Source organism: Kordia zhangzhouensis, from assembly GCF_001005305.1.
GTDB lineage: Bacteria > Bacteroidota > Bacteroidia > Flavobacteriales > Flavobacteriaceae > Kordia > Kordia zhangzhouensis.
This window is the reverse complement of sequence record NZ_LBMH01000009.1, coordinates 119063-139087: the sequence shown is the minus strand read 5'-3', so window position 1 is coordinate 139087 and position 20025 is coordinate 119063. Positions and strand designations below refer to the sequence as shown.

Genomic DNA, 20025 nt, shown 5'->3' with positions numbered 1-20025 from the left:
GGGTTAGGGAAGTGGTTCGAATCGGTTCCGAACCGAATATAATTGGTTGTATGACCCCAAATAAGGGGTTCAAAACCGAATACAAGGGGTTCTTTGAGGGGGTACTACCCATTGTAGAACCGATTATAGATGGTTAATAACCGACTGTAATGGGTTTATTGAGGGGTACATATAAGGTTAGAACTGAATATAGGGAGCTTGTAGCGGGCTAAAGACCATTTTATAACTGATTGAAAGCCGTTTTATATTGATGCATTTCTAGAATGAGAGTACAAAGGGTATTAAAAAAAATATGATTAATCAAGCTAATGATAAAACGGATGCAGTCAATAACCAAATAAAAAAGGAAGTATCTTTGTGAGCGAATTATATCCAGATCAAAAAGTAGTTTCTGTTAATGGAGATGGCGAATTTATGATGAACTCACAAGAATTAGAAACGGCGGTATGATTAAACCTCAATCGAGTCGTCATTATCTTAAACGACAATATGTATGGAATGATTTAAAGAAAACAAGAAAAAGAAAACTTGAACAAGGATAGTCTTGACTTTAACAATCCTGACTTTGTAAAATATACCAAAAATTTGGGGGGTTACAGGCCACCGTTCCAAACCGGTTTCCGACTTTATTCATGAGCTAGAAACTGCATTACAAATGGAAGGCGTACATTTGATTAATCTTGCGGTAGATTATTCACTAAATCATGAAATACTGAACATTTACTAAAAGAATACGCTGAAAAATAAAAAAATAACACAATGAGTACCATACAAACTATAAATCCAGCTACGGAAGAAATCATTGCTTCTTATAACCGAATGCATCCTGAAGCAGCCAAAGAGAAAGTAGATAAAGCACACGAAGCCTTTTTATCTTGGAGAACTCGCAGCTTTGAAGATCGTGCCAAACTCATGCATACACTTGCAGATCTTTTTGAAGAAAAAACAGAAGTATATGCTCAATTGGCTACGGAAGAAATGGGGAAAACTATTGCGCAATCACGAGGCGAAGTAGAAAAATGTGCTCGAATTTGCCGTTACTATGCTGATAATGCCGCTTCATTATTGGCAAATACTTCCGTAGAAACGGAAGCAAAGAAAAGTTATGTAACATTTCAACCTTTAGGTGTATTACTAGCTGTAATGCCTTGGAATTTTCCGTTTTATCAGGTAATTCGTTTTGCGGCACCGGCATTGATGGCAGGAAATACCTGTGTATTAAAACATGCATCAAATGTACAAGGATGTGCTTTTAAGCTCGAAGAAATGATAGAAGAAGCAGGATTTCCCCAAGGTGTTTTTGCAAATTTGAATATCAATTCTGATAGTGTAAAAGAAGTGATAGAGCACAAACACGTAAAAGCAGTTACTTTAACGGGAAGCGAGCCCGCAGGTCGTTCTGTTGCAGCAATTGCAGGCGAAAATTTAAAAAAAACGGTCATGGAGTTGGGAGGAAGTGATGCATACATCATTTTAGAAGATGCCAACATTGAAGACGCAACTGATTTAGCAACCTTTGGACGCTTGCAAAACAACGGACAAACCTGTATTGCTGCCAAACGATTTGTGGTTGTAGAAGAAGTATATGATGAATTTTTGACAAAGTTTACCGAAAAAATGCAATCGAAGAAAATGGGGAAACCAACGGATGAAGACACCTATTACGGACCGTTAGCACGTATAGACTTACGTGACGAATTGCACGAACAGGTACAAAAAACAGTTTCACAAGGAGCTCGTTTGGTAATAGGAGGAAGTGTACCGAAACAAAAAGGCGCGTACTATCCAGCTACAATCTTAGCAGAAGTAACACCTGGAATGGAAGGTTTTGATAACGAATTGTTTGGTCCTGTGGCATCAGTAATCAAAGCAAAAGACGAAGCACATGCCATTGAGTTGGCAAACAATTCTAATTTCGGATTGGGTTCTGGTGTGATTACAAGCAACAGGGAACGAGGAGAGCGAATTGCATTGCAATTGGAAGCAGGAAGTAGTTTTGTAAATAAGCTCGTTGTTTCGGATCCGCGATTGCCATTTGGAGGAATTAAAAATAGTGGTTACGGACGTGAATTATCAGGGTATGGAATTCGTGAGTTTACCAATACCAAATCAATCTGGATTGAATAAAAAAAACTAAGAATTCATTTTAAATAGTTGATTCACAACGCTGAATTTTAAAGAAATGTAGCTGCATAGTGATAAAATGTAAGGTTAAAAAAAGCAGAAACGTTCTCTTTAAGTACAGTGTTTTTTAGCATGAAAAAATGAAAAGTATTGACTGGTTTTGATTTTAAATAAGAATACAGTAAAAGCTATTCAATTGAATTGAGAACATGGTTACATGTAAAAAATTAATAAATTGTAACATTTGTATAACGTTCCCATACTAATGGCTTCATGATAAAAGACATATTATTTCAAATAAGATACCTATTTTCTAACTTCCCTTTTCGCAGAAAAAAGGAAATAACAAAACGATTGCAAGCATCATTTGGAAAACTTAAAGAAACTTCTTTTGACTTTGATGCTATTGAGAAATATTTTAGAAATAAAGACCATTCTGAAGCATATCAAGTAATATCAGACAGGACTTGTAACGATTTGGATTTTGAAACATTTTTTATGTTTCTAGATCGAACGCATTCAAAAGTAGGACAGCAATATTTGTATGACACACTTCGAACGATAAAGGTTGATTCTCCTCAAACAAAGCTAAACGAGGAAATTATACATACACTTTCTCAAGACGCTAAACTCCGAATTGACATTCAAAAAAAGCTCGAAAAATTAAATAATAAAGATGCATACCATATTGCGACGCTTTTTCAACAAGATCATATAACTCCTCCAAAATGGTTTTTTGCCATAAAATTACTCTCTTTAATAAGTCTGACGTCATTAATTCTTTCGTTTTTTAATCCTATATTTTTTATTGTTTTAATAGGTACGTTTGTAGTAAACTTTGTACTTCATTATTGGAACAAACGGAATTTGGCACAATATGTTGGGTCTATTACTCAGTTATTGAAACTTAATAATGTGGCTTCACAACTATTTTCAAATTCGTTGTTAAAACAACTAAATCCATCATTAGGAACGTCGCTTCGTATCTTAAATGAAGTAAAAAGTAGAATGTCTTTTTTTCAACTAGAAGCCAGATTGCAAGGCGAGTTTGAAATTATATTTTGGTTTATTTTCGAGATATTCAAAACCCTGTTTTTAGTAGAACCTTTATTGTTGTTTGGTGTCTTGCGAAGATTGGATTCTAAAAGAAATCAAATAGAAAATGTGTATAAGTTTGTAGGGCATGTAGATATGTTAGTCTCTATCGCATCGTTAAGAAACGGACTCAACACGTTTTGTTTACCAGTTATCAATGATGGTAATGAAATCAATGCAGAGGCAGTTTATCATCCGTTAATTGTAAACTGTACAACCAATGATATAAAAATAGGAGAAAAATCTATACTTCTTACGGGTTCCAACATGTCTGGAAAAACTTCTTTTATTCGGGCTATTGGACTTAATGTTATAGCAGGAACCACCATCAATACTTGTTTTGCCCAATCTATGAGCTTTCCGTTACTTAGCGTGTTTTCCGCTATTAGAATTAATGATGATTTGATGAATGATAAAAGCTATTATTTTGAAGAAGTATTGACTATCAAAAAAATGCTACAGGAAAGTAATACAGGGAAAAATCTATTTTTATTGGATGAAATGTTTAAAGGAACCAATACAATAGAACGTATTTCTGCAGGAAAGTCGGTGTTATCAGCATTTGCTAAGAATAATAATAAAATTTTAGTGTCTACTCACGATATCGAACTCACAGACATGTTATCTGATACCTATGAATTGTATCACTTTAGTGAAACGATACAAGATGCTACGGTAGGATTTGATTATAAACTAAAAGAAGGAAGACTCACCACTAGAAATGCTATAAGAATACTTGAAATTAACGATTATCCTGAAAGTATAGTGCAAGAAGCTATTGAAATTTCCAAAAAATTGGATAAAATATACCTAACGAGGAACACGCAAATCAACTTATAAGAAAACACCAAAAAAAAAGTAGAACTTCGTTTGGACTCTTATAATAATCATACAGCGAACTCAACTTTTCTCTAGGAAAGATTTCCACTTGTACAGGAATGATAGTTTCAAAAAAGGGTAACATAACTGAGATTCTAAAGCCAATTTTTTTGCTTGAAGATTTGAAAGTGACAAGTGAATTTATGCAAGAACATCCTCATTATTAATGGTTTCATAAAAGCGTGTATAAATTACTCTGAATTCATAAATCTGAAGAACCTCTTATATGATTTGAACTTAAAAACAGGTATCATTGATGGTTATTAACTTAAAATCATAGAAATTATGAGTAAAAACAATTTTAAATTAAACTTAAACAAGCAAGTTGTTTCTAAGTTGAACCAAAAGAAAATCGTTGGAGGTGATAATGGGCTAGTAAATAGTATTTCAGAAGATCCTACATGTCCTTACTCTGACTGGATTTGCTTTAAGACACATGATTGTCATTCACACGATTATAAATGTCCTTGGTCTGGACCAAATACTCAATAGTATCTAAAAACGTTAGAAAAAAGGCCAATTCGTTGCGAGAATACAAAACATACTTTAGATGTATTAAATTTTATTCTTTTGAATATCAGTTTTTATGCACTTTCGGTGAATTGGTCATTTTCAGAAAATAAATCATTTTAGCAAAAATAGTAGTGGTTAGTAAAGAAATAAAATCTCATGAAGATTACAGTCTTCAATTAGGATACTTAATCTCAGAAATGATAGCAGTAAGAAATGAAACCTTTCGATTAACTCAAGGGTTATCAATACAATCTCTAGATTATAATTTTGATGATCAAAGTAATAGTATTGGGACTTTACTTCTTCATATTGCTGCCTTAGAACTCAAATTTCAATTGAACTATTTTTTTGATAGACCTTTTTCAGAACAAGAAATTATAAAGTTTGGAGGCGCTTTTCCTTTCAATATGGATAAAAGATGTATTGATAGTAATCCTTTACAGTATTATGTTGACACATTGAAGGAAGTTAGAAATACAACGCTAACAGAAATTAAAAAGCGAGATGACAATTGGTTAGAAGAAAAAGTTTTTGTTTCTAACCAACAACTTTTAGTAAACCATCACTATGAACTTAAGCATATTATTCATGATGAACTTTGTCATCAAGGTCAAATCAAATTAATCTTAAAAAGATTGCCTAAGTAAAAAGTAATTGATATTACTTGTCTTTTTTTCTTTGAAAGAGATGTTATTCTTCCAAAAGCAAAGTACATTTAACCATCTGCGTAGTAAGCCAACAAGCTAATCCTCAAGCTTCATAGCTAAAATTGCCAAACACATCTTAATTCCCTGTGAAATGTTGCCAATACGAATGTTCTCGTTCGGGTTGTGTTGATTGTTGTCCATATTTACCATAGGTACAATAATTGCCGGAATATCTAATACTTGAATGGCGGGCGTAATAGGAACAGTTCCACCCATGGTACGAATAATAACTGGAGAAGTTCCAAAAGCATCTGTAAGTGCTTTGCGAAGTTGAATTCCAATAGGAGAGTGAACCTCCGTACGAAATGCATTGATTCCTGGATTAGAAGTTACTGTTGCAATCTTTTCATGAAGTAAGCGTTCAGCATCGGTAGGAGTACGGTCTAAAATAAAATACCCTTGCGAAGCAATATGTTTTTTAATCTTTTCTAATTGTGCTGCGCCATCTGTTTCTTTTACAAGACGAATATCTAAATAGGCAGTCACAACTTCAGGGATAATAGTTTTTAATCCAGGCCCTTTCCATGAAGTTTCTATATGACGTACGTTTAAAGAAGGATATTGTAAAGATTCTTGGTATGTAGCGCCTACAGCATCCGACTGAGCTATACCAAGACTTTTTTTAATAGCTTCCTCATTGTCAGGAACACGTGCCAATAAATTCTGCGTGACTGTATCTAAGGGTATGCCTTCGTAAAAATTAGCAATACTGACTTTCCCGCTTGTATCTTTCATACTAGCAAGTAAGTGTGACATAGCAAATACAGGATTGGGCGCATAATTTCCATAATGCCCACTGTGTTGCGGTAGTTTTGCTCCATACAGTGTAATATTACATGTAGCCACTCCACGACAGCCAAAGGTAAGTGTAGGCACATTGGAAGGGTGAGCAGGGCCATCCATAATAATCATATAATCGGCGGCATAGTTATTTTTATAAGTTTCCAGCGTACTTAAAAAACCTTCCGAACGTGTTTCTTCTTGAAGATCAAAAATAATTTTCACATTATAGGAAAGTTCTTGAGAAGCATGTTTCATAAATTCTAAAGCAGCTAATAACATAATAATTGGTGCTTTATCATCTGCGGCAGCACGCCCAAAAACACGCCATTCAGGATCTATTGTACCTTCAATTTTCGACCAGTCTAACGGTTGCCAACTGCCTTTAGCATCTTGAGCTTTTAATACAGGTTGAAAAGGATTTTCTTGATTCCACTTGTGTGGATTGACTGCTTGACCATCTAAGTGCAAGTAAAAAAGGATTGTTTTGGCTTTAGGATTGACTGTTTTTTCGGCTAGCACTACAGGTAATGTTGTCGTTTCTAATAAGGAAACTTTAAAATCAATATTTGTAAATGCGTCAGTAATCCAAGCTACATTTTTCATCATATCTGCCGTATTGGACGATACATTGGGGATACTTACCAATTCGCGATGTTTTTTTAAAATTTCGGGAAGTGCTGTTTCTATTTTGCGGTCCCAATTGGTTTGTGCAGCTATCGCATGAACCACAAAAAAGAAAAAACAACCCAACATATGTTTTGAGAAAACTTTCATATACATAGTAATTTTAAAAATATAGAAGATGAGAACTTATATCTAAGCACAATTTAACCAAAACAAATTATACGGCATTCATTATTATCCGTATTTTTAAGTTTTTAAAAACGCATACGTGTCAACAAAACCTACACAAGCCATACTTTTCTTTATCGTCTTATTGGCAGCTATGAATAGTATGCTAGCACAACACATACTAAAAGGAATTGTAATTGATGCCGCTACACAGATTCCAATTAATGAGGCTACAGTATTCAATGTAACTACCAACAATCGTGTGCAAACCAATAAAAAAGGTGTTTTTTCCATACATATTTCAAACGAAAATGATATAGTAGAGGTTTCCCATAACGGATATGATACGCAGCAAATCACTTTTTCAATAACATCCAACAATCGTATTGCTTTACTACCCAAAGGAGAGGCATTAGATGTTGTAATGATTAATGGTATTACCATTGAACAAAGACTCAAAGAAGCAACGGATGCAGTAAGTATTGTCTCAAAACGAGAAATAAATAGTGAAAATACATTACAATTGGCTCCAATTTTGAATAGAGTGCCTGGTGTATTTATGCAAAGTGGTTCGTTGAATACCAATCGAATTACGATTAGAGGAATTGGAGCACGTAGTCCATTTGGCACTGCCAATATTAGAGCATATTATGCAGATATTCCTCTAACAGATGGTAATGGAGAATCTGCTATTGAAGATTTGGAATTGGCAACAATTTCTCGAATGGAAATTCATAAAGGACCAGCATCTAGTAGTTATGGAGTGGGTTTGGGAGGAACAATCCTCTGGTATCCTGAATATGCAAGGTTTCAAGAAACAAGAGCTAAATTATATACTTCTGTAGGAAGTTTTGGAGTGTTCAAAACAATTGCCCAAGTAGCGCATGGAGGTACTACAGCGCATATGAATGTGACGTATAGCAACACGCATTCTGATGGCTATCGAGATAACAATTCGTTAGACAAAGCTTCTGTAACACTTACGTCAAATTGGTTGGTAAATGATACAAATGAATTGACTTTTATAGGAAATTATACCAGTTTAAAAGCTTTTATTCCTAGTTCATTGCGTCGTGAAGATTTTGAAAATAACCCACAGAGTGCGGCTACTAGTTGGCAACAAGCACAGGGATTTGAAGATGCAACACACACCCTTTTAGGTGTTAACTGGAAGCATGATTATAACGAAACTTATACACAAAAAACGAGCGTTTTTACAAGTTTAAAAAATAACTATGAACCACGCCCATTCAACATTCTAAAAGAAGAAGCTACTACGTTTGGTATTCGTACACGCTTAATAGCGTTTAAAAAATATACGAATAGCTCTTTAAAATGGACTATTGGAGGCGAGTTGTTCTTTGAGGGTTATAAAGCAAAACAATTTGAAAACTTGTACCAAGACTTTCCAGAAGGAACGGGAAGTGTTGCAGGGACTCTTGTCTCAAACCTTGATGAAGATAGAAACTATTTTAATCTCTTTGGAGAAGCAATATACACCTATAAAAAGCTTTCCATAAGTGCAGGAATGCATCTTAATAGAACAATTTATACCGTAAAGGATTTACTGTCTACAACACAGGAAAAAAAAGAATTTACATTCAACGGAATTTTATCGCCCAAATTAGGCGTGAATTATGAAGCTTACAATAATTTGAATCTTTTTGCAACGGTAGCTCATGGTTTTTCAACACCAACAACATCAGAAACATTGCTTCCTGATGGTGTTTTTAATCCTAGAATTAAAGCAGAACGCGGATGGAATTATGAAATTGGAGCCCGATTTCATACGGATAACAGGAAGCTGTCAGGAGCAATTTCTTTATACACAATGAAAGTAAGTGACTTGTTGGTAAATCGTAGAACGGAAACGGATCAAAATATCACCTTAAATGCAGGAAAAACAACACATAACGGAATAGAAGTAGCGTTACAATACATATGGTTTCAGCACCACCAATATACTATGAGTTCATATATAAATGCTAGCCTTACTAATTATTCATTCAAAGATTTTACTGAAACGGATGCTAATTTTTCTGGGAATGACTTAACAGGAGTTCCAAAATCTGTTGTAAATTTAGGAGTTGAAATTACAAGTCAAAAAGGATTTTATGGACGACTGGATTTTCAAGCTGTTGGAAAAATGCCTGCCAACGATGCAAATACAGTATACAATGATGCTTATGAATTACTGAGTGGTAAAATAGGATATCAAAACCTGCTAGGAAGTAAATTGGGATATGATATCTCTTTTGGAACAAACAACATATTTAATACAAAGTACGCTTCGCAGTTACAAGTAAATGCCTTTGGGAGTGATACAACTGCACGCTACTTTTACCCAGGACTTCCTTTACATATGTATGGAAGTGTTGAATTTACATATAGACTATAAAAAACCTAACCTTATTAATTATGAAACAATCCATTAGTTTCTTCATCTTATTTCTACTTCTTTTAAATTCCTGTGGGAAAAAGCAAAAAGAAGTGGCAAAAACGGAAACACCTTCTGAGATTTTGCCAACAGCTATTCAAACCACAGAAGAAATTACCAAAGACCAAAACGAATACCAAGCTGTATTGGTTGTTGATGGTATAGATATTCCGTGGGGAATGACATGGCTTCCCGATGGAAGTATGTTAGTAACTGAACGTTCAGGAACATTGTATCGCGTGAAAGATGGACAAAAAACAGCAATCAAAAATATACCTGATGTGTTTGCTAAAAATCAAGGAGGGTTACTAGATGTTATGCTACATCCTAACTACCCTGAAAATGGTTGGATTTATATGACTTACTCATTGGTTGACAAACAAGATAGTGGAAGTCATACAGTATTGATGCGCGCTCAATTAAAGAATAATGCATTAACATCAATTGAAAAATTATATCAAGGAAGCCCTAATGTGAATACAGCACATCATTTTGGCTCTCGTATCGCATTTGATAATGAAGGATATCTGTACTTTTCTATTGGAGATCGTGGCAAGCGTGATGAAAACCCACAAGATATCACTCGCGATGGCGGAAAAATATATCGTTTGCACGACGATGGGCGTGTACCAAATGACAATCCCTTTGTGGGACAAAAAGAGGCAAAAGAAGCTATTTATTCGTACGGACATCGCAATCCACAAGGCATGGCAATTCATCCTGAAACAGGAGAAATTTGGACACATGAGCATGGACCTAGAGGCGGAGATGAATTGAATCCGATTAAAAAAGGGGTAAACTATGGTTGGCCAGTGATTACATATGGTATTAATTACAGCGGAACAACCATTACTGATGAAACGCAACGAGAAGGTATGCAACAACCTTTATATTATTGGGTTCCTTCAATTGCTCCTAGCGGAATGGCTTTTGTAACAAGTGATGTATATCCGCAGTTAAAAGGACATTTATTGATTGGATCTTTAAAATTTCAGTACTTAGAATTGGTATTACTTTCGGCAGAAGAAAAAGTTATAAGAAGAGAAAAACTATTAGATGGAATTGGTCGTGTTCGTTCGGTTCGTCAAGGACCTGACGGATATATTTATGTTGGAGTAGATGGAAAAGGAGTATTAAAAATGATTCCTAACAAAACTCAAACAACAACTTCAGGAACAAGCAATAATGTTTCTACAGAAACAGAACAAGAAACTACTACGGAAATAGCAGAAACTGAGAAAAATGAAGAAAACAAAAAAATGATTGAAGAAGCTTCGAAAGAATCTGCAGAAATTACCAAAGAAGAAGCCAAAAATACCGCTACAGCTACCACAACAACTGACACAGCTGTACAATTTGACAAACAATCATCGGTTGATAAAGCGACTGTTGAAGAAAGTTTAAAACGCGGAAAAGCATTATACAATACATATTGTGCACAATGTCATATGGGTAATGGTGAAGGTGTGAAAAATGCGTTTCCACCGTTGGCAAAATCCAATTGGCTAACAGATAAAGTTGTGGCAAGTATTCATTCAATCAAATATGGATTAAAAGGCGAAATTACAGTCAATGGTAAAAAATACCGCGGCATCATGTCGCCACAAGGATTGAGTGATAAAGAGATTGCTGATGTAATGAATTATATTTCCAATTCGTGGGGCAATACTACAGAGAACTTTTACCAAGCAAGTGATGTGCGAAATGTAAAAAAAGAAGAAAAATAATGTATACTAAAACCATAAAAAAACCTCAGTATTGCTGAGGTTTTTTTTATATATTTCCTAGGTCTCGGTACAAACGAAAATCTGTTTTCCACTCCAACACGGCAATCATAATTTCTTTATTGAGCTTTACCATTTCACTATCTTCGTCTAATTTTTGTCTGCCATTTTCAGTAATAACTTCCAATACCAAATTCATACGTCTTGGAGTATATTCTAGAAGAAACGTAATAGCTTTTTTAATTATTTTTGATTGAGGCGCTTGTATATATGCTAAAGCTCGTACCAATTTGCTCACATATAAAAAATCAAAATCCTTGATTGCTTTGAGCAAAATAACTTCCAATGCTTCTATACATTCATTAGCTAACTTAGTGGTGTGATATAATCCAAAGAGTGTTTGTACAAAAAGTAAATCGATAATAGCTTCAACAGCTTCTTTGGGTTGTTCTTTAATAAGATCTTCAGTAAAATGGATTATTTTTTTCTTTGTCATTCTTCGTTTTCTATTTTTTAATACAGAAAGTAGTGAAAGCAATGAAAAAGTAGTGAGTGTCGAATTCTCTTTGTACATGTCTTTTAAAACCGGTTCATACTTTTCTACAACATCTTCATATAGTTCTTGATATATAGTAGGTTCATATTTTCGAATCAAACATACATACTCAAAAAAAATAGTTGGTGCAGTTTCTATCAAGTTTCCAGTATCTAAAAACTGGAAATGTAGCGGTTTTTTCCAATCGAGAAAAACGTAACATAATTCACCCAAAATAGACGTGTTTACAATCAACTCAACATCTTGGTCGGTCATTGCATTGGCTTGAATCTTAGTATTCCAGCGAGCACGACTTTTTAAAAATTTGATCATTGATTTTTTAAGCAATTTCATGTATTTTGGGCGTAGATAGTGGTAATTGGCTTTGCTGTAAAAATACAACAATAATCAGAGTTAATTCGTTTATGAAACAATGAAAGCGAACGCATTTAGAAAAAATCTTAACTCAAAAGCAATCATTTGGTGAATGTTAAAAAAATTTTTTTTGTTTTGAATAAATCATACCTTGAAAACCATAAAAAGTAGTATATAACTGTATGTGTAAGAATTATTTCTTTTTTATTTTTTTAGCCACAACTCATTTTTTATTTGCACAACAAACCGATGTCGTGGATTTTAAAAAAGCGTCGGTAGATATGACCATTCACCCCCAAAAAACAAGTGTTTCTGCAGGAATCACCTATGAGTTTGAAATTTTACAAAACACAGATTCCATCTATCTAGATATAAAAAATGTGGTTCATCAAGAAATTGTCAAGAAAAGTTTCAAAGCACAATTTTATCAAACCGAAGATAAATTCATCTTTAAAGGAAAGTTTACAAAAGGAGAAACACATTCTCTATCTCTTTTTGTGGTTACTAATCCCAAAACAGCAATGTATTTTATCGATTGGAACGAAAAAGAAGGAAACAAACAAATTTGGACACAAGGACAAGGAAAATATACAAGCAATTGGTTGCCGAGTCTGGATGATGTAAATGACAAGATAGCATACGATTTTACAATTACGTTCAATAAAGAATATGAAGTAATTGCAAATGGCAAATTAATCAAAAAAGAAGTTGTAAATGACTCTTTGGTTAAATGGCGCTACTATATGAAACAACCAATGAGTAGTTATTTGGTTGGACTAGCAATTGGGAAATACCAAAAGAAAACAGTGAAATCTACAAGTGGTATTCCAATCGAAATGTACTATTATCCAGAAGACGAAGCCAAATTTGAACCTACGTATCGCTATACCCAACGAATTTTTGACTTTTTAGAAGACGAAATTGGCGTAGCGTATCCATGGCAAAATTACAAGCAAATTCCCGTGAAAGACTTTCTCTACGCAGGTATGGAAAATACAGGAACAACCATTTTTTCAGATAGTTTTGTAGTAGATAGCATTGGGTTTGTAGATAAAAACTACGTGAATATAAACGCGCACGAATTGGCACATCAATGGTTTGGAAACTTAGTTACTGCAAAAAGCGGCAAACACCATTGGTTGCAAGAAGGTTTTGCTACGTATTATGCGCTATTAGCGGAAAAAGAACTTTTTGGGAATGATTACTTTCATTGGAAATTGTTTGTATCAGCAATGCAATTAAAAGCGTTGAATAATGGTAAAGGAGAAGCATTATTAAATCCAAGTGCAAGTAGCCTGACTTTTTACCAAAAAGGCGCATGGGCGTTGCATGTATTACGAACTAAAGTAGGAGAGAAGGCGTTTAAAAAAGCGGTACAACGCTATTTGAATATGTACAAATTTGGAAGTGCAGAAACTAACGATTTTATCAGATTGGTAGAAAAAGAAAGCGGGCAAAACCTTTCAGAATTTGTGCAGACTTGGTTGGTAAACCCACAATTACCTGACGAATTTTACAGTTTTGAGCATGTATTAACACAAAATTCCAAGGAAAGCGAAAATATGTATACGTATCTTGGAGGTATAAAATCAGCACCAGCACAGGTATCTGGATTTAGAAAGAGTATTGAGAAAGAATCTACAACACGTATTTCTGAAAAGATTGCTAATATCATAGAAATATCACAAAATGAGCTCGTAAAAGCGCAACATCCGGTAGCAGATGAGGTAATTATCAATCTTGTAAAAAATATTCCAAAAGACACATCTTCTCAACGCATACGAGCTTACAAGGAAGCATTTAAAATAAATCATTTAAAAGTACGACAAGCTATTGCAGAAACTTTAACTCAAATTCCGTTAGAGTTAAAAACAGAGTATGAAAGCTTGTTGCAAGATGCTTCATATGTAACCAAAGAAGCTGCTCTTTATAACTTATGGGTAAACTTCCCTCTAGAACGAAAAAAATATTTGGATCAAACAAAAAATAGCTACGGATTCCACGATAGAAGTTTTCGAATTTTGTGGCTAACTTTGGCTATTGTCACTAAAGGATATAGCGGACATGATACTCCTGTATATTATACGGAACTTTCTAATTATACGCTTCCGCAGAATCATTTTGAAGTACGTCAGAATGCATTTGTATTTATTAACGAGTTACGTGCTTTTACAGATCAAAATCTAGCAGATTTAGTCAATGGTGCGATGCATCACAACTGGCGATTTGCCAAATTTTGTAGAGATATGCTTGATACATTGCTGGCAAATCCAGACTACAAGGAAAACTTTGTGCGTGTACAAAAAATATTGTCGGTGAATGAGGTAAAATTTTTAGAAAAGCGAATGAAATCTTAAACATTCAACAATTCGCCCACTTCTTTTTTAATATAAGATAGGGCAGTATTGCTTGGTGATTCGCTTTCCATCATTTCAGTCAACACAACTTCACGCAATTTATCAGCATTCGTTACCTTTTCAGACATACCTGCTTTTCGAATAAGTTGAATGGTAGCATTCTTGGAAGTAATGATAATATTCCAACACTGATCGCTCATATAGATTTGTTGTGTAAGATTATGATCAAATTCTTGTTCAATAGTTAATATCAACAAGCGTTCGTAATCTTCTTTACTTGTTGAAGTAGGAGCGACTCTTACTAATAATTTGGAAGGAGCTATACGTTCAAGAAATAACGCCAATCGTTCATACGCTTGTAATCGTAATGGCAACGCTTCTTTTTGCACGTCTTTATGTAACAAATAGCGTCTTCTTCTATCTTCATTTTGCATGTGATCTCTAAAGAAAAAATACGCAATTCCACCCGTAATGATTGCGGGAATCGTATACAATAACAAATCAAAAATTTTGTCTTCCATAAAATAGCAATTTTAGCAAACATACTACGTTTTACCTAACTAGACAAATAAAGATATATTGTATACTGTCTCTTTTTTTGGAGAATTAAGAAGTGATTTTTTATTACTAAACTTAATTACTTACATTAGAGCGAAATCATTTCAATTTATGAAGACAGCTACAGTATCTGTATTGAAAAAAGAACTACAGCTATATTCTCAAGATGAACTCATTGAGATTTGCCTAAAGCTTTCAAAATTTAAGAAAGAAAATAAAGAACTTTTAACCTATATCCTTTTTGAAGCGAATGATGAAGATGCTTACATTCAATCAATTAAAGAAGAAACGAATGAAGCTTTTTCACAATTAAATAGTACGAGTGTTTATTATGTGAAAAAAGGTATTCGAAAAATACTCCGCTTGCTCAAAAAATACATTCGTTACTCAAAAAAGAAAGAAACAGAAGCGGAAATTCTGTTACATTTTTGCGCCCAACTGCAAACGTTAAAGTCTTCACATAAAAACAACCCACAAATCGTCAATATATATCAAAGACAACTTGCTATGGCAAAAAAAGCAATTGCATTGCTTCATGAAGATTTACAATATGATTTTCACGATATTTTGGAAAATTTTGAGAGTTTTTAATCAAGGAAAAATGTGTGCATAAACAGCTACTATTCTACTTTTTGACATTTCCACCTAAGTACGGACAATCTTTTAATGATTGCATTCCAGAAAATGGAACGGGTGTTTTTTTGTACATATAGGTAGCATCGAGCTCTTTAGATAGATTATGATCATCAACATTAACTTCAATATCATTCATGTTAAATTGACAAGGATGTTCATGTCCTGCAGCATGAGTAATCTCAATAAATTCTTTTCGGAACGTTTTAAAATACTGAGCCAAGCGAACAGATTTTAACGTAGGATCAATACCTGCTTGCAACCATTTGCTTTGTGTTGCAATGCCTGTAGGACATCTATTGGTATGACATACTTGTGCTTGAATACAACCTATACTCATCATGGCTTCACGTGCCACATTAATACAATCAACACCCATTGCAAATGCCATCGCTGCTTTGGCAGGAAACCCTAATTTACCACTTCCTATAAATACAAGGCGTTCTGTTAATCCTTTCTGTTGAAACAATTTGTACAAATCTGAAAACCCGTATACCCATGGAAGCGATACATGGTCAGCAAAACTTGGAGGAGCTGCTCCGGTTCCTCCTTCGCCACCATCTACCGTAATAAAATCAGGTCCTTTGCCAGTAGCTTTCATAATATCTGCCAACTCTTCCCATTGTTCTAGTTTTCCAATGGCTGCTTTAATTCCTACAGGCAAACCAGTAGCTTCTGCAATAGCTTCAATAAAATCAACCATTTCTGGAACGTTGGAAAAAGCTTTATGGTTGGGAGGAGATAAGACATCTTTGCCCATTTCAACACCTCTGATTTCGGCAATTTCTTTGGATATTTTTTTACCAGGTAATACGCCTCCTTTTCCAGGTTTGGCTCCTTGTGAAAGTTTTACCTCAATAGCTCGAATAAATGGATTGTCTTGAACCAATTTGATCATTTTTTCCATAGAAAAACCGCCATCATTTGCTCGAACACCAAAGTATCCTGTTCCAAAATGAAATATCACATCTCCGCCGTTGCTATGATAGGGAGACAATCCGCCTTCACCTGTATTATGATAGGCATTAGCCATTTGTACACCTTTGTTCATCGATTCTACTGCTTTAGCAGAAAGAGATCCATAGCTCATAGCAGAAACATTGATGATAGATGCTGGACGATACGGACGCTTACGCTTATTGAACTCTCCCATTACTTTAGCGCATGGCAAGAAGGTATTATCAATAGTATTGGGATGATCGTTAGCTATTTGGTAAGGCATCATTGCATTGTTTATAAATACATGGTGATGCGCATAAATATCACGATCAGTACCAAAGCCTTCATAATTATTTTCTTTTTTTGCGGAAGCATAAATCCAACCACGTTCTATTCGGTTAAAAGGTAATTCTTCTCGATTGTTTGCTACAAAATATTGACGAATTTCAGGACCAATACTTTCAAAAAGATACCGTAAATGCCCAACAACGGGAAAGTTGTGAATAATAATATGTTTTCTTTGAAAAATATCTCTAATCGCAATGATAACCAATACAATTAAAATCCACATCCACCAAGTGATGCTTCCCAGAAATTCTATGAATCCATCCATTTATTTCTTAATTATTTAAGTAGTCTAATGTTAGTTGAATAAATGCTTTTACACCTAGTTTCATACCACTTTCGTCAATATAAAAATCAGGTGTATGGTGTGAAGTTGGCTCTTGCCCGATAGTTTTTCCACCTAAAAAGAAATACAAACCAGGCACTTCTTTCTGAAAAAATGAAAAATCTTCAGCTCCAGTAATGGCTTTAATTTCTTTTACATTTTCAGAACCTGCTGCTTTTTGTAGAGAAGGTAACATTTGTGCTGTCAACTGTGGATCATTATATGTAATCGGGTATCCTTTTTCTATTTCGATGGTGGCTTCGGCTCTATATGCTTTCGCTATGGTAGGCACCATTTCTTTCATTCGTTTGTTAATAAATGCTTGCATGTCATAATCTAAAGTACGAATAGTACCAATCATTGTTGCTTCTTCAGGTATGATGTTGCTACGAACACCACTAGTTATTTTTCCTACTGTAATTACAGCACCTTCATTGGTAAGTTCTGATTCGCGACTGATAATGGTTTGCAAACCATCAATAATTTTAGCACTAGCTACAATAGGATCAATACTAGTCCAAGGACGAGATCCGTGACTTTGCTTTCCTTTTACTTTAATTTCAAAACTTTGTGATGCAGCCATAATTCCACCAGCTTTATAACTGATAGTGCCTACGTCGAATCCGGCACTAATATGCAATCCAAAAATTACGTCTACCTCAGGATTTTTAAGGACACCTTCTTTTACCATCAATTCTGCACCGCCTTCTTCTCCTTTAGGCGCACCTTCTTCAGCAGGTTGAAAAATAAATTTAATTGTTCCTTTGATTTTGTCTTTATGTTTTGAAAAAATCTCTGCTACACCCATTAAAATTGCAGTGTGTGTATCATGTCCACAGGCATGCATGACACCTGTTTCCACACCATTAAAAGTTGTGCGAACTGTAGATTTGAAAGGAACATCGGTACGTTCTGTAACAGGCAATGCATCAATATCTGCACGCAGAGCTACAACTTTTCCCGGCTGATCGCCTCTTAATATACCAACAACACCTGTTTTAGCAATATTGGTTTGCACTTCCATTCCTAATGAACGTAAGTGGGCCGCAATTTTTTCAGCAGTTTTAAATTCTCTATTGGATAATTCGGGATGTTGATGAAAATCACGTCGCCATTCAATAAGTTTTGCTTCGATAGCATTAATATCATTTTCAAGTCCGTGCTGTGCCAGCACAATTCCTGTTGTTAAAAAGAGGAAAGAGAATAGAAATTTCTTCATAATGTTATTGGTTGGAGATTTTGGATACTCAAATATATTCATTTTTTTTTCTCTCTAGCAGATATTATCTCAACAAAAAAGCTTTCAGGAATCTGAAAGCTTTTTTCTTAGAATTCTTAGAAAAATTATTTTTGAGTTGGACAATCCTCTGTTTCACACATAGGACATACTGTATTGAATTCAGATTCACCTCTTCTCGGAGCTAATCCTCCATTAATTTCAAGAGTAGAAATAGATACTTTGTTTAGACTTAAGTTTTTTAAATTTTGTTTTTTCATGATTTATAATTTTAAGTTAATTGTTTAAAATTAGAAAACATGAGAAAGACTATAGTACGGGAATCCCGTAATTTATTTTTTTCGGATTGGTTCTGGGAATAAAGCTTCAAAAGTTTGTAAAACTTCATATGCGTTTTCACATATTCCTAATGTTGGATGGTTATTTACAGAATGATTCCAACGCAAACAAATAATACTTTTATATACTTGTTGGAAAGTAATTTCTGTTTGCACAAAGTATTTATAATATAAATATAAAGCAGCTACAGTAACGGAACGACTTCCTCCATCATGACAATGAATTACTAAATTTCCTTGTGCATAGAAATTTACCATTCCATCTGCTTTTTGTTGAGCAGGAGAAGGGAAATTCAGTAATTGATCTGCTTCTTGTACTGCAGCAACTAAGGTCATAATATCATTTTCATTTCCATCAACCAATCCAATTTTACTCAGTTGGTTAAGAAAATAACTTTCATTATTAGCTAGGGGAAAAGGCAACGCTTCTCTTTTGTCAATTTGAGGATCTGAAAAAGGAATTTGTAAATCAGCAGCATCATTTTCGTCATAAGCAACGTTTAGAACCGCTGCAATTTGATTATTTATAATAGCTTGTTCAGATAGCAAGTAGCCAGCTCCTACAAAAATATATTGTTCGGTAAGTCCGTCTGGAACATGAGTTTTGGGAACTTGAAATATACATGTCATGGCTTGATTTGGAAAGTTTCCTGCAGGAACCATAGGTTGAGTTCCACAAAGTTCTCTTGGATCAACAGTTTGTAATTGTTCACAAAAGCTCAGTGTTTGTGTCTGTTCAATTTTTGTATTTGTATCTCCGTACATCAATAATTGTGGAGTTTGCGTAAGCGAATAAGTCGCATTTCCTGTGTACGATAGTTGCCAAACAAGATCAAAACAGTCTTCAGGCCATTTAGCAGAAGGTACATTTTGAGCACCAAAAGCTGTTGCAATCGCTTCAATATCGGTATGTTGCCATGCAATCAAAATCACACTATCAGTATAAGTGTCATTTTCAAAAATATGGCTAATCATATCTTGATACTGATATTTTAAAAAAGAATCGTGTATTTTTTTTTGCAAACGTTCGACCAAAGGCGTAACGGTTTCTATAGGACGTTTGCTATGACTTTTATGTCCCACGCCAGCAGCAAAAATATGATCAATTGAGCCAAATGTATCTGGTAAATAATATGCAAGTGCTGCGGCTCGTTCGTATCCTTTAATTGATAAATTTTCGTTAGAACTATCTGCTGGTTTCTCGGCATGACGAATAAGTAAGATCTCTTTTGGATATCCCATGAATTAAAAATTTTTCTAAAATTAGAAAAATATATCAAAGTTCATAGTGCGTACTTCTACGTGTTTTGAATTGTGAATATTCTGGCT

16 protein-coding genes are annotated in these 20025 nt (G+C 34.5%); 9 read left to right on the top strand and 7 right to left on the bottom strand.

Translation table 11 applies throughout. The features are described from left to right. The first annotated feature begins 357 nt into the window (after positions 1–357). From AA088_RS18740 to AA088_RS13975, 5 genes are all read left to right on the top strand, one after another. Positions 358–450 (top strand): thiamine pyrophosphate-dependent enzyme, encoded by a 93-nt coding sequence (locus AA088_RS18740; protein ID WP_241483422.1) that lies wholly within the window; start codon positions 358–360, stop codon positions 448–450. A gap of 309 nt (positions 451–759) precedes the next feature. Next, the gene (locus AA088_RS13990) at positions 760–2127 is read left to right on the top strand and encodes an NAD-dependent succinate-semialdehyde dehydrogenase (protein ID WP_046745637.1); all 1368 of its coding nucleotides are present in this window, start codon (positions 760–762) and stop codon (positions 2125–2127) included. 270 nt (positions 2128–2397) lie between these two features. Then, the gene (locus tag AA088_RS13985) at positions 2398–4059 is read left to right on the top strand and encodes a MutS-related protein (protein ID WP_046745636.1); all 1662 of its coding nucleotides are present in this window, start codon (positions 2398–2400) and stop codon (positions 4057–4059) included. A 324-nt stretch (positions 4060–4383) separates the two neighbouring features. Beyond that, the gene (locus AA088_RS13980; protein ID WP_046745635.1) at positions 4384–4590 is read left to right on the top strand and encodes a hypothetical protein; all 207 of its coding nucleotides are present in this window, start codon (positions 4384–4386) and stop codon (positions 4588–4590) included. A gap of 152 nt (positions 4591–4742) precedes the next feature. Continuing rightward, positions 4743–5258: a mycothiol transferase gene (locus AA088_RS13975; protein ID WP_046745634.1), complete on the top strand. Its 516-nt coding sequence runs from the start codon at positions 4743–4745 to the stop codon at positions 5256–5258. Positions 5259–5354: 96 nt separating this feature from the next. On the opposite strand, the gene AA088_RS13970 is transcribed toward AA088_RS13975, so the two are convergent. Beyond that, positions 5355–6875, bottom strand: coding sequence for a M20/M25/M40 family metallo-hydrolase (locus AA088_RS13970; RefSeq protein WP_046745633.1), 1521 nt, complete (start codon positions 6873–6875; stop codon positions 5355–5357). A gap of 118 nt (positions 6876–6993) precedes the next feature. Between AA088_RS13970 and AA088_RS13965 the strand changes: the two genes are divergently transcribed. Beyond that, positions 6994–9291, top strand: a complete 2298-nt coding sequence (locus AA088_RS13965) for a TonB-dependent receptor (RefSeq protein ID WP_052752913.1) — start codon at positions 6994–6996, stop codon at positions 9289–9291. Positions 9292–9311: 20 nt separating this feature from the next. Further along, positions 9312–11057 (top strand): PQQ-dependent sugar dehydrogenase, encoded by a 1746-nt coding sequence (locus AA088_RS13960; protein ID WP_064972170.1) that lies wholly within the window; start codon positions 9312–9314, stop codon positions 11055–11057. Positions 11058–11103: 46 nt separating this feature from the next. On the opposite strand, the gene AA088_RS13955 is transcribed toward AA088_RS13960, so the two are convergent. Beyond that, complete coding sequence (locus tag AA088_RS13955; RefSeq protein ID WP_046745632.1) at positions 11104–11922, bottom strand: hypothetical protein; 819 nt, start codon at positions 11920–11922, stop codon at positions 11104–11106. Positions 11923–12218: 296 nt separating this feature from the next. Here AA088_RS13955 and AA088_RS13950 point away from each other — a divergent pair, with 296 nt between their 5' ends. Further along, on the top strand, positions 12219–14321 hold the full coding sequence (locus tag AA088_RS13950; protein WP_241483421.1) for a M1 family metallopeptidase: 2103 nt from the start codon (positions 12219–12221) through the stop codon (positions 14319–14321). Here the strand turns inward: AA088_RS13950 and AA088_RS13945 are convergent. After that, positions 14318–14842 (bottom strand): DUF7935 family protein, encoded by a 525-nt coding sequence (locus AA088_RS13945; RefSeq protein WP_046745630.1) that lies wholly within the window; start codon positions 14840–14842, stop codon positions 14318–14320. The genes AA088_RS13950 and AA088_RS13945 overlap by 4 nt on opposite strands. Before the next feature lie 148 nt (positions 14843–14990). On the opposite strand from AA088_RS13945, the gene AA088_RS13940 reads away from it, so the two are divergent. Next, positions 14991–15470 carry a hypothetical protein gene (locus AA088_RS13940; protein WP_046745655.1) on the top strand — a complete coding sequence of 160 codons (480 nt, stop codon included), beginning with the start codon at positions 14991–14993 and terminating at the stop codon, positions 15468–15470. 34 nt (positions 15471–15504) lie between these two features. On the opposite strand, the gene AA088_RS13935 is transcribed toward AA088_RS13940, so the two are convergent. The 4 genes from AA088_RS13935 to AA088_RS17750 form a co-directional block, all read right to left on the bottom strand. Then, positions 15505–17064 (bottom strand): FMN-binding glutamate synthase family protein, encoded by a 1560-nt coding sequence (locus AA088_RS13935; RefSeq protein ID WP_046745629.1) that lies wholly within the window; start codon positions 17062–17064, stop codon positions 15505–15507. Positions 17065–17071: 7 nt separating this feature from the next. Further along, positions 17072–18340, bottom strand: a complete 1269-nt coding sequence (locus tag AA088_RS13930) for a M20 family metallopeptidase (protein WP_082106771.1) — start codon at positions 18338–18340, stop codon at positions 17072–17074. Positions 18341–18465: 125 nt separating this feature from the next. Next, a complete protein-coding gene (locus AA088_RS18415) occupies positions 18466–18618 on the bottom strand; it encodes a hypothetical protein (protein ID WP_157547236.1) in 153 nt (50 codons plus the stop codon). A gap of 72 nt (positions 18619–18690) precedes the next feature. Next, positions 18691–19938 carry a hypothetical protein gene (locus AA088_RS17750; RefSeq protein ID WP_052752912.1) on the bottom strand — a complete coding sequence of 416 codons (1248 nt, stop codon included), beginning with the start codon at positions 19936–19938 and terminating at the stop codon, positions 18691–18693. Positions 19939–20025 lie beyond the last annotated feature (87 nt).

Bases quoted from the DNA above. Each gene is read 5' to 3' on its own strand.
- AA088_RS13960 (WP_064972170.1), top strand. From the start codon at position 9,312: ATGAAACAATCCATTAGTTTCTTCATCTTATTTCTACTTCTTTTAAAT.
- AA088_RS13930 (WP_082106771.1), bottom strand. From the start codon at position 18,340: ATGAAGAAATTTCTATTCTCTTTCCTCTTTTTAACAACAGGAATTGTG.
- AA088_RS13940 (WP_046745655.1), top strand. From the start codon at position 14,991: ATGAAGACAGCTACAGTATCTGTATTGAAAAAAGAACTACAGCTATAT.
- AA088_RS17750 (WP_052752912.1), bottom strand. From the start codon at position 19,938: ATGGGATATCCAAAAGAGATCTTACTTATTCGTCATGCCGAGAAACCA.
- AA088_RS13935 (WP_046745629.1), bottom strand. From the start codon at position 17,064: ATGGATGGATTCATAGAATTTCTGGGAAGCATCACTTGGTGGATGTGG.
- AA088_RS13985 (WP_046745636.1), top strand. From the start codon at position 2,398: ATGATAAAAGACATATTATTTCAAATAAGATACCTATTTTCTAACTTC.
- AA088_RS13945 (WP_046745630.1), bottom strand. From the start codon at position 14,842: ATGGAAGACAAAATTTTTGATTTGTTATTGTATACGATTCCCGCAATC.
- AA088_RS13990 (WP_046745637.1), top strand. From the start codon at position 760: ATGAGTACCATACAAACTATAAATCCAGCTACGGAAGAAATCATTGCT.
- AA088_RS13970 (WP_046745633.1), bottom strand. From the start codon at position 6,875: ATGAAAGTTTTCTCAAAACATATGTTGGGTTGTTTTTTCTTTTTTGTG.
- AA088_RS13980 (WP_046745635.1), top strand. From the start codon at position 4,384: ATGAGTAAAAACAATTTTAAATTAAACTTAAACAAGCAAGTTGTTTCT.
- AA088_RS18415 (WP_157547236.1), bottom strand. From the start codon at position 18,618: ATGAAAAAACAAAATTTAAAAAACTTAAGTCTAAACAAAGTATCTATT.
- AA088_RS13955 (WP_046745632.1), bottom strand. From the start codon at position 11,922: ATGATCAAATTTTTAAAAAGTCGTGCTCGCTGGAATACTAAGATTCAA.